The following is a 13,991-nucleotide window of genomic DNA, read 5'->3' as shown; positions in this document are numbered from 1 at the left end:
GACCGATGGTCGCGGACCGGAGGTTGCGGAGGTGGTCGTTCGACGCCCCTCTCTCATAGAGAGAGGGAGGGGCCCGCGCCGAAGGCGTGGGAGGGTGAGAGGTTTCACCGCTTGCAGGAAAATCTCGATTCCTTCCGTTGCGGTTTCTCGAAGGCCGAACTCAGGCTGTGGTCATGGACGCGACCGCCAACGCCCGCCGCCTTCGCCAAAGCCAGACCTTAGCCGAAAGGACCCTGTGGTCGCTGGTCCGCAATCGCCGCCTGGGCGGCTTTCGATTCCTGCGGCAAGTATCGATAGACCGCTACTTCGCCGACTTCGTCTGCGAGGCGGGCAAGTTGATCGTCGAACTGGATGGCGCCGCACATGAAGGGCGCGAGGACCACGACGAACGCCGTACTCAGGTGTTGGAGCTGTTCGGATACGTGGTTTTGAGGTTTCCCAACGAGCGGGTCATGGCTGATCCTGGCGGGATCGCCGAAGACATCTTGGCAGTGCTCCGTTCGGACAGAGTGTAACCTCTCACCCTCCCACCGCTTCGCGGCGGGCCCCTCCCTCTCTCTATGAGAGAGGGATTATTTGGGCACCCTTCCCTACCGCGGAATCTCGGCCGTCTTCACCAGGGCCACCTGGCGGTAGACGGCGGCGACGTCGAAGTAGCGGCCGAAGGCGGCGTGGAACTGGTCGACCGCCTGCTTCACGCCGGGGCCGCCGATCTCGCTGATGTCGTGCCAGTAGTCGTCGAGCACCATCATGCCGCCCACCTCCAGCAGGCTGGCGCAGCAGCACAGGTCGATCATCACCGCCAGGGCCGTGTGGCTGCCATCGACATAGATCAGGTCGAACTTCTGGTCGGCCTCGAGCATCTTGGGCAGCTCGTAGGTCGAGAAGCCCTTGTGCGTGTGGACCTTGCCGAAGGTGGTGCGCGCCATGTTGCGGTGAAAGCGCGGCTCGACGGCGTGGTACTTCTCTTCCGGATTCAGGGTCTCGTCGAACCAGGGATCGATCACCGTCACCTCGAGGCGATCAGGGAACATCCAGTCCATGAAGGCGAGGTTCCGGCCCTCGTAGGCGCCGATCTCCATGTAGCGGACCCTCGGCCCGGCGGCCGGGCGCTTGTCCATGAAGTCGCGCAGCAGCGGGGCCACGAACGGGATGTTGTTGGCGGCCCAGGCCGAGGTGAACTCGAAGCCCTTGGCCTCGGAATAGGCGGCGAACTGGCCGGCGCTGTCGTGGTCGCGGGTCTTGGCCAGCATGGTGCGGGCCAGTTGCGAGGCGAAGCGCGGATTGATCTTGCCCAGGGAGCGCAGCTTGGCGCCGGCCCCGCGCGCGTCGACGGCGTCGGTCAGTTCGGCGTCGAAAGCGGGATTAGATCCGTCGGCCATGGCCCTGGCTCCTCCTTGAGTGGAGAGAGCCTTACCGACCATCGGTTAAGGAAGGGTCAGGCCGCGACGACCTGCCCGTCCTCGACCCGCACGGGCCAGACGGTGAGGCTCTTGCCGCCGCAGGGGCCAGCCACGCAGGCGCCGTCGGCGATGCGGAACAGGGCCGCGTGGCCGCCGCACAGGATCAGGTCGTTCTCGCGGGTGAGAAAACGGCCGCTGATCCCGGCCAGCGGCCAGCCGGCGTGCGGGCAGCTGTCGACATAGGCGAAGACCCCGCCGTCCTTGCGGACGACGAAGCCGGCGAACATCGCCTCGCCCTCGCGATAGCGAAAACCCGCCGCGCCCGGCTCGGGGATGTCGGCCAGGGCGCAGATCGCCTGGCCGGGCGCGGGGCGGGCGGGGTTGTCGCTCATCGTTCAGTGTCGGGGGATCAGAACGAACCGATGGCCAGGCGCCAGGGGCGGACCTCGACGCTCTCGAACACGCCGGCGGCGGTGAACGGGTCGTTGTCGGCCTGGGCCTGGGCGGCCGCCTTGTCCTCGACCTCGACCACGATGATCGAGCCGATCGGATTGCCGTCGTCGTCCAGCAGGGCGCCGGCGGCCTTCAGGCCCGTCGAGGCGTTCAGGTAGTCCAGGTGCTTGGGGCGCACGGCCAGGCGGGTCTCGAGAGCGCCGGGCTTGTCCTTGCAGACGATGGCGTAGAGCGGCATGGGCGGTTCCTTCCTAGAGATCCTCCCCCTCTGGGGGAGGTGGCCCAGAGGGCCGGAGGCGGTGTGGCTGCGACGCCGGCCAACGCGGGGGAAGCTGAAAACGGCCCCCCCTCCGTCGGCTTCGCCGACACCTCCCCCAGAGGGGGAGAATCTGAAACTAGACCTCCGCCTTCAGCGGGCGGGAGAGCAGGCCGAGGATGGCGCTGTCGACATCGACCTCGCCGGCCAGGATGGCGGCGACGGCTTCGCAGATCGGGGTCTCGACGCCGAGCTTTTGAGCCAGGGCGCGGACGGCCGGGGCCGAGGCGACGCCTTCGGCCACCGAGACCTTGCCGGCCAGGGCCTGTTCCAGGGTCTGGCCCTGGCCCAAAGCGAGGCCCACCGTCATGTTGCGCGACTGGCTGGACGAGCAGGTGAGCACCAGGTCGCCCAGGCCGCAGAGGCCGGCGACGGTCTCGGCCTTGCCGCCCAGGGCCAGGGCCAGGCGAGTGAGCTCGGCGAAGCCCCGGGTGATCAGGGCGGCGTGGGCGTTGCGGCCCAGGCCCTTGCCCTCGGAAATGCCGCAGGCGATGGCCAGGACGTTCTTCACCGCCCCGCCGGCCTCGGCCCCGATCACGTCGGCGGCCCAGTAGGGGCGGAAGGTCGGGATGGCGATGGCCTCGACGATCGCCTTGCCCAGGGCCTCGTCCTCGCAGGCCAGGGTGGCGGCGGCGGGCAGGCCGCGCGCGACCTCGCCGGCGAAGCTGGGACCCGACAGCACGGCGATGGCCACGCCCGGCAGGGTCTCGGCGGCCACGTCGGTCATCAGCTTCAGCGAGCCCTGCTCGACGCCCTTGGAGCACAGCACCACCGGAACGCCCGGCTTCAGGTGCGGCTTCAGGGCGGCCATGGCCGAGCGCAGGTGCTGGGCCGGCGGCACGGCCAGGATGAGGTCGCAATCGGCCAGGGCGGCCATGTCGGACACGGCGGTGATCGCCGGCTCCAGCGCGACGCCCGCCAGGAACATCGTGTTCTCGCGCTTGTCGGCGATCGAGGCGACGACCTCGGGCTCGCGGGCCTGCAGCGTGACTTGAAGGCCGGCGCGCGCCGCGACCTGGGCCAGGGCCGTGCCCCACGCCCCGGCGCCGACGACGCCCGCGTGCTTGAAGCTCATGCCTTGGCTCCCTTTCGACCGAAACTGTTGCTCGGATTGGATAACGCCGCCGCCTCGTCGAGGGGCCAGCGGGGACGCGCCACAGCGTCCAGATCATCGGAAATGCCGGCCGCCAGACGCTCGGCCCCGGCCAGGGCGATCATGGCGGCGTTGTCGGTGCAATAGGCCAGCGGCGGGGCGTCGAACGAAAAGCCGTTGTCCTCGCACACCTTCAGCAGGGCCGCGCGCACCGCGCCGTTGGCGGCCACCCCGCCGGCCACGACGAAGCGGCGCTCGCCGGCCGCGTGACCTTCGGCATAGAGCTTCATGGCCCGGTCGGTGCGTTCGGAGAGCTGGCGGGCGATGGCGAACTGCACGGCGGCGGCCAGATCCGCCCGCTGCTGGTCGGTGGTCAGGGTCACGGCGATGCGGGCGGCGGCGGTCTTCAGGCCCGAGAACGAGAAGTCGCAGTCCTTGCGGCCCAGCAGGGCGCGCGGCAGCTCGTACTTGGAGGCGTCGCCTTCCTTGGCCAGCTTTTCCAGGGCCGGACCGCCCGGATAGGGCAGGCCCAGGCTCTTGGCGATCTTGTCGAAGGCCTCGCCGGCCGCGTCGTCGATGGTGGTGCCCAGGCGCTTGCAGGCGCCGACGCCGCCGACTTCCAGCAGCTGGCAGTGCCCGCCCGAGACCAGCAGCAGCAGGAAGGGATAGGCCACCTCCGCCCCCAGCCGCGCCGAGACCGCGTGGCCCTCCAGGTGGTTGACCGCCACCAGCGGCAGGTCGCGGGCCAGGGCCACCGCCTTGCCGAACGCCAGGCCGACCATCACCCCGCCGACCAGGCCGGGACCGGCCGTGGCCGCCACCCCGTCCAGGGCGTCATAGCCGATCCCGGCCGCGCGCATCGCCTCGGCCGCGACGCTGTCGATGACTTCCACATGGGCGCGGGCGGCGATCTCGGGCACCACCCCGCCGAACGGGGCGTGCTGCTCGAACTGGGTGCCGACGATCGAGGACAGCACCTCCACGCGGCCGTCGGCGTCCCGGCGCACGACGGACGCGGCGGTCTCGTCGCAGCTGGTCTCCAGCCCGAGGATGGTGAGACCCTTGTCCAGGCCCGAGTTCGTAAGGGTTGTCATTCGGTTGCGGGGTTCCCGCCGCTCCTGTAGCAGCGAAGGCAGTTGTTTCGCTCAGCAGGTAACGTCCAGACCGTGTCCCGGCAACCCATCCGCATCGGCGCGCGCGGCTCCAAGCTGTCGCTGGCCCAGTCCGGCCACATGCAGGCGCGGATCGCCCGAGCCCTCGGCGCCCCCGACGACGCCGGTCCGGAAGAGATCGCCACCTACGCCCAGCTGATCCCGATCGTCACCAGCGGCGACCGCATCCAGGACCGCCGGCTGATGGAGATCGGCGGCAAGGGCCTGTTCACCAAGGAGATCGAGGAGGCCCTGCTCGACGGCCGCATCGACTGCGCGGTGCATTCGCTGAAGGACATGCCGGCCGTGCTGCCGCCGGGCCTGGTGCTGGCCGCGACGCCCGAACGCGAAGACGTCCGCGACGCCTTCATCAGCCACAAGGCCCAGCGGCTGGAAGACCTTCCCCAGGGCGCGCGCCTGGGCACCGCCAGCTTGCGTCGCCAGGCCCAGGCCCTGCACGTGCGGCCCGATCTCGACATCGTCATGCTGCGCGGCAATGTCGACACCCGTCTGGCCAAGCTGGAGCGCGGCGAGGCCGACGCCATCCTGCTGGCCCAGTCGGGCCTGAACCGCCTGGGTCTGGGCCACATTCCGCAAAGCTGGCTCGACCCGGTCGCCGCGCCTCCCGCCCCCGGCCAGGGCGCCCTGGCCATCGAGAGCCGGGCCGAAGACGCCGGCCTGCCCTGGCTGCAGGCCATCGCCTGCCGCGCCACCACCCAGGCCGTCGCCGCCGAGCGCGGCGCGCTCTACGCCCTGGAAGGCTCGTGCCGCACGGCCGTCGGCGCCCACGCCCGCCTGGACGGTACGAAGCTGCACCTGATCGTCGAGGCCCTCAGCCCCGACGGCGTGATCCGCATCCGCCACGAGGGCGAAATCACGCTCGCCGGCGCCGACGACGAGGGCCAGGCCCGGGCGCTGGGCCTGGAGCTGGGCGCGGTCGTCAAGGCCGAGGGCGGCGACGCCATCATCGCGCCGAGCGAATGACCCCGGGCGCGCCTCGCGTCTGGATCACCCGCGCCCGCCCCGGCGCCGAGGCCACCGCCGCGCGCCTTTCGGCCCTCGGCTTCGAACCCTTGATCGACCCGCTGCTGGAGGTCCGCGACCTCGCCTGGACGGTCGATCTTACCGGCGTCGGCGCCCTGGCCTTCACCAGCCGCAACGGCGTCGCCGCCTTCGCCCGGGCCAGCGGCGAGCGGGGCCTGCCGGTGTTCGCGGTCGGCGACGCCACGGCCGATGTCGCGGCCGAGGCCGGCTTCACGCGCATCGAATCGGCGCAGGGCGATGTCGCCGACCTCGCCGCCCTGATCGCCGAGCGCCGTTCCACCGGCGCCGTGCTGCATCCAGCCGCCGCCGAACCGGCCGGCGACCTCGTCTCGCCCCTGGTCAGCGCCGGGATCGAGGCGCGATCGGTCGCCGTCTACGAGACGGTCACGCGCGCCCCGGACGCCGCGACGCTGGACGCCCTCGACGACCTGGCCGCCGTGCTGCTGCACTCGCCCAAGGCCGCGCGGGCCTTGGCGGCGGTGCTGGAAGCCCGCCCCGCCCCGGCCTTGCGAGCGCTGTGCCTGTCGCCCGCCGTGGCCGCGCCGCTGGCCGGCCTTGTCGCCGACGGACGGCTGGGCGCTGTGGCCGCCGCGCCGCGCCCCCGCGAAACAGCGTTGTTCGACCTGCTCGTCCCTTAAGGCGAAGTTGCACGCAAACCGCGCGTGGGGCACGAATGGACCATGAGCGCCGCCCCCGATCCCACCGAAATCGCCGCCCCCAGCGACCCGGCCCTCTACGCCAGGAAGCCCCTGCTCGGCCCCATGTTCTGGGTGATGATCGGGCTGTGCGTGATCTGCGTTGGAGCCGGCGCGGCCATCGCCCATTACGGCCCGACCTGGTTCGCCAAACGCGGCGCGACCCCGGAAGCGCCCGCCGCCCCCGCGCCCGTCGCCGGCGGCTTCGCCACATCATCTTCGTCGGCGCCCGTCGTCGCGACCACGCCTGAGGCGCCCTCCCCCTCGCCCGAGATCGGCCGGCTGGAGGGCCGCATCGCCCTGCTCGAATCGGGCCAGCAGCGCACCCTCGACGCCGCCGCCGGCGCCCTGGCCGCCGCCAGCCTGGCCGAGGCCGCGCAGGGCAGCGAGCCCTTCGCCGACGCCGTGGCGAGCCTGGAGCGGGTGCTGCCGATGTCGTCGGAGGTCCGCGCCCTCGAACGCCTGGCCAGGGCCGGCGCCCCGACCGTGGCGGGCCTGGCCGCCAGCTTCGACGACCTGGCCGGCAGCGTCTCGGTCGCCGCCCACGATCCCGGCCCCGACGCCGGCGCCCTGGCCCGCCTGGGCCACGCCCTTTCCCGCGTCGTCACCATCCGCCAGGTCGGCTCAACGACCGGCAGCGGTCCCGACGCCCTGCTGGCCCGCGCCCAGGCCCGGCTCGACGCCGGCGACGTGGGCGGCGCCCTGCGCCTGCTCGACGCCCTGCCGGCCAGCGCCCGCCCCGCCCTCGCCGCCTGGCGGGCCGAGGCCGAGCGCCGGGCCGAGATCGACCGCCTGGTCGCCTCGGTCCGCCAACAGGCCCTGGCCGGCCTCGTCCAGGTGCAGCGCAGCCAGGCCGACGCCCGTCTCGCCGGGGGCTCTCAATGATCCGCGCCCTCTTCGCCCTGGTCGTCATCGCCGTCGTCGCCGTCGTCGTGGTCTCGCTGACCGGCGAACCGGGCGCGGCCAGCCTGGAGTGGCTGGGCTGGCGGGTGGAGATGACGGCCGCCGCCGCCGCCCTGCTGACCCTGCTGCTGGCCCTGGTCGCCGCCGCCCTGTGGCGCGGCCTGCTGTGGATCATCGAGGCCCCCGCGCGCGCCGCGCGCGCCCGCGCCGAGGCCCGGCGCAAGCAGGCGACCGAGGCCCTGTCGCGCGGCTTTCTCGCCGTAGCGGCCGGCGACGGCTCCGAAGCCCGCCGCCTGGCCCAGAAGGCCGCCGACCTCAATGACGACGCCCCGGCCCTGGTCCGCGTGCTGGCCGCCCAGGCGGCCGAAGCCGCGGGCGACAACGTCGCCGCCCGCCAGGCCTGGAACGCCATGCTGGGCTTTCCCGAGATGCGGCTGGCCGGCCTGCGCGGCCTGATGCAGCTGGCCTTGGCCGAAGGCGACCGCCAACTGGCCCTGCGCCACGCCGAGACCGCCTATGGCCTGGCCCGTTCGGCCCTGTGGGCCTGGCGCGCCTTGCTGGAAGCCAAGCTGGAAGCCGGCGACTGGGCGGCCGCCTTGCAGTTGGTCCAGGGCGGCCAGGAGCGCAAGATCGTCTCGCCGGCCGTCGCCGAGCGCGCCCGCGCCGCGCTCCTTGCCGCTTCCGCGGCGAGTCTCGAAGAGTCCGACGAGCCCAAGAGTCTGTCGCAGGCCCTCGACTTCGCCCTGCAGTCGGTGAAGCTGAAGCCCGACTTCGCCCCCGGCGTGGTCATGGCCGCCCGCTTGCTGGCCGCCGACGGCAAGGCCGCCAAGGCCGGAACCCTGATCGAGGCCGCCTGGAAGGGCGCGCCGCACCCGGCTCTTTGGCTGGCCTATCGCGACCTGAAGACCAGCGAGACGCCCAAGGCCCGCGCCGCGCGCCTGTCGGCCCTGGCCCAGCTGAAGCCCGAGGCGCGAGAGAGCCGCATCCTCAAGGTCGAGAGCGCCCTGATCGCCGGCGACCCCGCCGCCGCCAGCGCCGCCGCCCGCCTGCTGCCGGAAGAGCCGGTCCCGACCGCGCGCCTGGCCGGGCTGATGGCGCGGGTGGCCTTCGCGGGCGGCGAGCCCGACGAGGCCCGCGCCTGGGTCGCCCGGGGCGTCGCCGCCCCGCAGGAGCCCGACTGGAGCGATCTGGACCCCGAGGGCCAGGCCTTCGCCTACGGCCGCGAGGACTGGGCCCGCCTGGCCGCCAGCTACGCCGAGACCGGCGAACTGGTGCATCCGCGATTCGAGCGCCGCGAGCGCACGATGAGCGACCTGCCCGAGCTGCCCTCGGCCTACGGGCAGTCGGCCTACGCCGAATCCACCGCCTTCGTGCACGCGGCCGAGACCGGCGGCGCCCTGATCCCGTTCCTTGACCACCCAGGCCTGGACGACGCCGGCGGGCTCGACGATCCGCCCTCGCCGGACGCTCCCGGACCCGCTCCGGCGCCCCGTCGCAACACGAACGCACGCCGACGCTTGGCAAGCGGCCCGCGCCCCGCTAAATAGGCGCTCCCTCCGCCCGGCGAATCTCGCCAGACGGGCCGTGGGCCGCCTTAGCTCAGCCGGTAGAGCGGCGCATTCGTAATGCGTAGGTCAGGTGTTCGAGTCACCTAGGCGGCACCACCACTTCCAGCAGGATAAAGAGTTCGACCCTACCGGAAGGGCTTTAAACCCGGTCGCGGTTTGGGGTCCTAGTGGGTGTGGCTTTAGCTTGGACGGACGTCACTAGAGCCCGTTCGTGACTCTACCCGGTACGATTATCGGTTGGATCGGACGCCATCTCGGTAGCGAACGGATCTTCGCACCACACCGGGATTTAGCATTCATGGGCAGGGTCGGATTCGCTCCTCCTGAGACGCCGGTATCTTACGCGCGGTTCAGCACTGTGAGACGCCATTTGGCGCGCCTACAACAGCTGCGGAGCCATTAGGTTGAGTGCAATCTGCACTGACCCATCCTTAAAGTTGACAGGCTGGCGTAGTCCGCTTTTCTAAGCGGCACCATAAGAGCCGAGCGCGGCCGAAGCCTTTGAGTGTTGAAAAATGCCGACCACCCGGAAGCTGCAGCTCATTAAGGATAGTGCGGCGAACGAGGACTTCTTCGGCGGACACAAAAGGGTGGCAAACGCGCTAGCCTACCTCTTGCGGGACCCAGCAGTCCGCCTGATCGCTTTGCTAGGGCCTTGGGGGAGCGGAAAGTCGACGGTCGTTGGTCTTGCTGAAGGCGCTATCGCGAGAGCGACCCCTTCAGGTGCGAAAGCACCCCACTTCTTCATATTCGATGCTTGGCTTCATCAGAGCGACTCTCCGCGCAGGGCGTTGATTGAATCGCTTGTAGCATTTGTTCGTCAAAAAGAAATTTGCCCGGACATCGACTGGGAAGACGACCTAGAATCCATACAGCGACGAGCTGAAGTTCAAGAGGTGAAGACGACCCCATCCCTAACGGCTTGGGGCTTTTTCATAGGCCTAACCCTCCTGTTTGTGCCACTTGGGGTGAGGCTCGCGGATAGTCGGACTATAGTTGACCTTGGTCGAGCTGGATTTCTCTATGCAAATGTGATTGGATTATGCATTACATTTTTGCCAGCAATTATTGTAGTGATTAATTATATATCCTGGCGGCACACAATAAATCCATTCAACAAAGTATTCTTTTCAAAGAAGAATTGGCTTACTCACAATGAGTCGCACAAAGACCGGACCATGGCATCCATGTTCTTCAACAAGGCCGTGGAGCGGACGACCAACAAAATAACAAAAACACCCGAGCCGACTTCGTTCGAATTTAGGGCCATATACACCAAGATAATGAGTGCGGTGGGGAGTGCGGATGGTTCATTGGTTATCATTATTGACAACCTTGACCGCATTCCGGCCGAGGAGGCGATCGCCTTTTGGTCTACCATCCGGAGCCTACTGATCCACGACAGCTCCAGCGGCGAAACAAAGTATCGCCCATGGGTGATCGTACCTCTCGATGCTGGCGCGATCGAAAGAATTTTCACAAAGGCGGATACGAGGGATGAGGCTCGCTTCCATGCGGCCGCCTTCGTCGAAAAGACGTTCGACGCCACTCTGCGCGTGACGCCGCCCGTCACATCCGATTGGCAAAATTATCTGAAAGAAAAATTGCAATTCGCGACAAGTGATTCACTCACTGACGAGGACTCGCACGTTGCAATTAAGATATTTGAAGCTTCGGTAGCCCTCTTCAGAGAGCAAAACTCGACGACACCTAGAAGGATAAATTCCTATGTAAATAGAATTGTTTCTGTCCTTCTACAGTGGGAGCTTGAACTACCCCTGAGCGCAGCTTGCTACCACGCTGCCTTCTCTGACCACCTCGATCAATTTTCCGAAATTATCGGCGACAGCGCTCCGGGCGCGTCGCTGATGAACTCAATTGATCCGGATTGGCGTCAGAACGTCGCCGCCATTCATTTTGGGGTGGAAACGGGCAAGGCGCTACAGATCCTCATGGGGCCAGAGATCGGCAGCGCAATCTTGAATGAAGACGTTGAACGGTTCCTCGAGCTCTCGCAATCACCCGGCTTCGAGATCGTGCTTGGGCGAGTAATTGAAAGCGTGGCCCTACCAGCTACAGATTTCGATGTGTTTTCTGCAGCGGCGCTGCTGGATCGGGTCGAGGGCGGCAGCCTCCGAAATTCCGAAGCGTGGGAAGCACTTCTGAAGCTCGCTAGATCCACCACCGGCCGCACTGAGGCAATTCGGCTCGCGGCGAATGGGGTGGCAGCGCTAGTCAAGCGTGGCGGCGCATCGATTTCACACCACCTGCTGAGCGCACTTAAAACCTATGGGCCGGAGGCGGCGCGAGCCGGCGGCGGCGCATGGTTTACTGAGGTATGGGCATGCGATCCCGGGATGGAAGGGCGAAAGGATCTGACCAAAGGGCTGCTCGTACCGGGCGACGCTCTATTCTATACTCAGGCGATCGATGCGGCCGTCAAGTTGGGCGCGCGAGACAAATGGGAGCAACTGGTTAGAGATCTTCAGCCCTCTGTTGGGCGAGACGAGATCGTGGATCTCGTTGCTCGACAGGCAGCGACGCCCGGCATCGACCGGGGCTGGTATGACCGCATCGTGACGCTGGGCTGGGTGAGCGGCACCTGGAATTTTGATCCAATTTTTGACGCGGCGGATACCGCGATCAGAAACGCCGCAAACGATATGGATCTCTACTACGCCCTAAGGGCAATATTGGACGATCATAAAGTTGCTTCGAGCAGGCTACCCAGCCTTGGCGCCGAAGGAATTCTCGCCAATAGAATTGCTATCGCTGATAGTCTGAATTATTTCGATGAAATTGGCACCCTATTGCTGGCAACAGCGAACTATTATCCATCGATAGATCCAAACCAGCACTACGGCGAAAGCGCTTCAGGTGTTTCAATCACTCGAAGTTTAAGCTTTTTGGAGCGCGACGATACCTCGCGAGTGGCCGACGCAATTGTGGAGTCGTTGCTCGGATTTAGTACGCAAAGCAATCTCCTGGCCATGCTTTCACTTGCCCACTCTGAGCAATCGTGGCGACCGTTGACCATCGACGTGATTGATAAACTGCTAAAGACAGAATATTTCGACTGGTTCTACGCAACCGATTTGTTGGCCGCATATGATAATATACGGGAAACTATCGGCGATGGTGCGTCCAGAGCACTGATCGAACGCCTCTCAAAAGACTCGACATTCGAAAAGCGTTTTATGGCGCTTGATATCGATCTCTTCTTCCGGGTAGCGAACGCCTTCCTTTCGGATCAAACGAGTGAGGCGCTTAGCAGAAAAATCGCGGAGCGCTTCGAAGGGTTGGGGGAGCAGTGGTGGCTCGCTCAGTTTCAAGCGGCGTCGCCGGCTATCAAGGTCCTCGAAAAACTGGCGAAGAATCTGGCGAATTTTGCTCCACCAGAGGGATTTGTCGCGGCGGCGAATGAATATGTGAAATGGTTGATACAAAATGGCCCTCACTATCCGAGTGATGGGCCGACTGATTGGGAGCTAATTCTCGATGGACTTGATGATGATCAGAGGATGGTTTTCGATCAAAATATAATCGATCGCATTAAGGACGTTAGTCACGAAATAGCGGCCTGCGTAATTTATACATTTGCGAATGAAATTGTTCGGCCCGGGGTTTTTGATCGGGATGTCGACAGGAATGTTCGCATGATTTTGCTGCCGATAGTTGCGTCAGCTGACGAGGCTTCTCTGACCGATTTGAAGGATGTCGCTGAACTTTTCGCTCCTTTCGTCGCCAGGGCTGAGCAGTCGACGCGAACTGAAATGGCCCGCGCCGCGGCTGAGAAGATCGAACTGAGCCTTCAAGCCGAAGCGATCCGCTCAATTCTCAAAATGTGGTCGATAAATCCAGTAAAGGCGCGCCCATCGAGGCGAAAGAAAAATGCGATCGAAAAGGAATAATGCCGATTAGCGCAGGGTTGTAGCCGGCAACCAATGCTGAAGATCGCAAGCGGCTCAGCAACGTCCACGACCGACAAACTCGTTAAGCACCTCTGACGGATCGCGACCTAGCGCCTCTGCGACCTAGCAGAACTCGATTACGTCGAACCATCAAGGCGCTGCCAGCGGCCTGACTGTGTGACCATAAAGAGGCATTCCTGTGTGACCGTAACACTACCCGCGGCCTTATAATTCAAGGATTTCAGGGTTCAAGGTACGGTTTCAGTTCGAGTCACCTAGGCGGCACCACTTTCTCCCTTTCCAGGTTCCAATACCGGCCCTGCCCGGGACGCTTTGGGCTGCCGTGCGCATTTGCACAAAGCTCGGCGGTTGCGCGGTTCGCGGCCGCGCGCCAAAGTGCAGCCCTGTTCCGGATGCGCGCTGGACGGTCGACGCCGCGCCGCTGGTAGAGGGGGAAGGACCACCATGCAGTTGCTTCAGATGCAGAGCTTCGGCGCTCAGGCCAACACGACCTACGAACTGCTGGTCGCCGGCGGGTCGATGCACCTGACCCTGATCGACATCCAGCCGCTGAAGGCCCACGATCCCAATTCGCAGCGCGCGCCGTTCAGCCTGGTGTTCAAGTCGAACGTGCAGCACGTGCTGCCCCAGGCCGTCTACCGGGTGCGCAACGCCGTGCAGGGCGAGGTGGACATGTTCCTGGTGCCGCTGGGCCGCGACGCCCAGGGCGTGACCTATCAGGCGGTCTATAACTAGGGGCGCTCGCGCCCCTACGCCGCGCGGCGCGCGCGCAGCAGCGCGACGTTCCGCGCGATCAGGCCGACGCCGAAGATCAGGGCGCGAACGCTCGCCAGCAGCAGCACCGTCGCGATGATCGTGTCGAAAGGTTCGGCCAGCAGGTCGCCGACCCGAAACGGCGGGACATCCCCGTCGTAGTGGGTGATCGCGCCCCAGGCGAAGAACGCCGGCACGGCGGCGCCGATCGACGACATCGCCACGCCGTTCAGCAGTCCGGCGAATATGTGATCCAGGGGCGGACGGTCAGCTTGAGCCATGGCCCGACCCTACACGGATCGGGCGCAGGACCGCAATCGGGGCGCGATCGCCCTCAGTGCTGGCTTTCCGGCAGGCGCACGACCAGGCCGTCAAGGGCGTCGCTGACCTTGATCTGGCAGGACAGGCGGCTGTTGGGCTCGACGTTCTCGGCGAAGTCGAGCATCGACTCCTCCATGGCCGACTTTTCGCCGGTCTTGTCGGCCCAGGCGTCGTCCACATAGACGTGGCAGGTGGCGCAGGCGCAGGCGCCGCCGCAGTCGGCGTCGATGCCCGGCAGGTTGTTCTTCACCGCCGCTTCCATGACCGTCAGGCCCGGCTTGACGTCGAGGACGTGCTCGGTGCCGTCGAATTCGATGTAGGTGATCTTCGCCATGGTTCCCCTGCGTAGCTAGAGGGCG

The 13,991-nt window shown here is 66.4% G+C and carries 14 protein-coding genes and 1 tRNA gene; 8 read left to right on the top strand and 7 right to left on the bottom strand.

The genetic code is table 11. The features are described from left to right. Nucleotides 1-173: 173 nt before the first annotated feature. Nucleotides 174-515 (top strand): endonuclease domain-containing protein, encoded by a 342-nt coding sequence (locus AC1RRS_RS20315; RefSeq protein ID WP_492856744.1) that lies wholly within the window; start codon nucleotides 174-176, stop codon nucleotides 513-515. A 75-nt stretch (nucleotides 516-590) separates the two neighbouring features. Here the strand turns inward: AC1RRS_RS20315 and AC1RRS_RS20310 are convergent, their stop codons facing one another. The 5 genes from AC1RRS_RS20310 to tsaD form a co-directional block, all read right to left on the bottom strand. Next, the gene (locus tag AC1RRS_RS20310; RefSeq protein ID WP_492856743.1) at nucleotides 591-1,382 is read right to left on the bottom strand and encodes a class I SAM-dependent methyltransferase; all 792 of its coding nucleotides are present in this window, start codon (nucleotides 1,380-1,382) and stop codon (nucleotides 591-593) included. Nucleotides 1,383-1,438: 56 nt separating this feature from the next. After that, nucleotides 1,439-1,795: a Rieske (2Fe-2S) protein gene (locus AC1RRS_RS20305; protein WP_487292492.1), complete on the bottom strand. Its 357-nt coding sequence runs from the start codon at nucleotides 1,793-1,795 to the stop codon at nucleotides 1,439-1,441. A 17-nt stretch (nucleotides 1,796-1,812) separates the two neighbouring features. Next, nucleotides 1,813-2,094 carry a YciI family protein gene (locus AC1RRS_RS20300; RefSeq protein WP_110118036.1) on the bottom strand — a complete coding sequence of 94 codons (282 nt, stop codon included), beginning with the start codon at nucleotides 2,092-2,094 and terminating at the stop codon, nucleotides 1,813-1,815. Nucleotides 2,095-2,251: 157 nt separating this feature from the next. Then, nucleotides 2,252-3,247: an NAD(P)H-dependent glycerol-3-phosphate dehydrogenase gene (locus tag AC1RRS_RS20295; RefSeq protein WP_492856742.1), complete on the bottom strand. Its 996-nt coding sequence runs from the start codon at nucleotides 3,245-3,247 to the stop codon at nucleotides 2,252-2,254. Beyond that, nucleotides 3,244-4,359 carry a tRNA (adenosine(37)-N6)-threonylcarbamoyltransferase complex transferase subunit TsaD gene (gene tsaD / locus AC1RRS_RS20290; protein ID WP_492856741.1) on the bottom strand — a complete coding sequence of 372 codons (1,116 nt, stop codon included), beginning with the start codon at nucleotides 4,357-4,359 and terminating at the stop codon, nucleotides 3,244-3,246. Before tsaD ends, AC1RRS_RS20295 begins: the two co-directional genes overlap by 4 nt. A 72-nt stretch (nucleotides 4,360-4,431) precedes the next feature. Here tsaD and hemC point away from each other — a divergent pair, with 72 nt between their 5' ends. From hemC to AC1RRS_RS20255, 7 genes are all read left to right on the top strand, one after another. After that, entirely contained in the window at nucleotides 4,432-5,400 is a 969-nt protein-coding gene (hemC, locus tag AC1RRS_RS20285) for a hydroxymethylbilane synthase (protein WP_492856740.1), read from the top strand. Then, a complete protein-coding gene (locus AC1RRS_RS20280) occupies nucleotides 5,397-6,098 on the top strand; it encodes a uroporphyrinogen-III synthase (RefSeq protein WP_492856739.1) in 702 nt (233 codons plus the stop codon). The genes hemC and AC1RRS_RS20280 overlap by 4 nt, the downstream gene beginning before the upstream one ends. A gap of 42 nt (nucleotides 6,099-6,140) precedes the next feature. Then, nucleotides 6,141-7,040, top strand: a complete 900-nt coding sequence (locus tag AC1RRS_RS20275; protein WP_492856738.1) for a COG4223 family protein — start codon at nucleotides 6,141-6,143, stop codon at nucleotides 7,038-7,040. After that, nucleotides 7,037-8,605 carry a heme biosynthesis HemY N-terminal domain-containing protein gene (locus tag AC1RRS_RS20270; protein ID WP_492856737.1) on the top strand — a complete coding sequence of 523 codons (1,569 nt, stop codon included), beginning with the start codon at nucleotides 7,037-7,039 and terminating at the stop codon, nucleotides 8,603-8,605. Before AC1RRS_RS20275 ends, AC1RRS_RS20270 begins: the two co-directional genes overlap by 4 nt. 41 nt (nucleotides 8,606-8,646) lie before the next feature. After that, nucleotides 8,647-8,722: transfer RNA gene (locus AC1RRS_RS20265), tRNA-Thr, on the top strand. 419 nt (nucleotides 8,723-9,141) lie between these two features. After that, a complete protein-coding gene (locus AC1RRS_RS20260; RefSeq protein WP_492856736.1) occupies nucleotides 9,142-12,537 on the top strand; it encodes a P-loop NTPase fold protein in 3,396 nt (1,131 codons plus the stop codon). Between the two features lie 465 nt (nucleotides 12,538-13,002). Beyond that, nucleotides 13,003-13,293: a DUF6916 family protein gene (locus AC1RRS_RS20255; RefSeq protein ID WP_110119591.1), complete on the top strand. Its 291-nt coding sequence runs from the start codon at nucleotides 13,003-13,005 to the stop codon at nucleotides 13,291-13,293. A gap of 14 nt (nucleotides 13,294-13,307) precedes the next feature. Here the strand turns inward: AC1RRS_RS20255 and AC1RRS_RS20250 are convergent, their stop codons facing one another. Continuing rightward, the gene (locus tag AC1RRS_RS20250; RefSeq protein WP_492856735.1) at nucleotides 13,308-13,592 is read right to left on the bottom strand and encodes a hypothetical protein; all 285 of its coding nucleotides are present in this window, start codon (nucleotides 13,590-13,592) and stop codon (nucleotides 13,308-13,310) included. Nucleotides 13,593-13,645: 53 nt separating this feature from the next. After that, complete coding sequence (locus AC1RRS_RS20245) at nucleotides 13,646-13,966, bottom strand: 2Fe-2S iron-sulfur cluster-binding protein (protein WP_492856734.1); 321 nt, start codon at nucleotides 13,964-13,966, stop codon at nucleotides 13,646-13,648. Between the last annotated feature and the right edge of the window lie 25 nt (nucleotides 13,967-13,991).

The sequence above is a fragment of the Caulobacter sp. GW821-FHT12A07 genome, from assembly GCF_058807655.1.
Note: the sequence above shows the minus strand (reverse complement) of the source record. Positions and strands in the feature narration are given on the sequence as shown.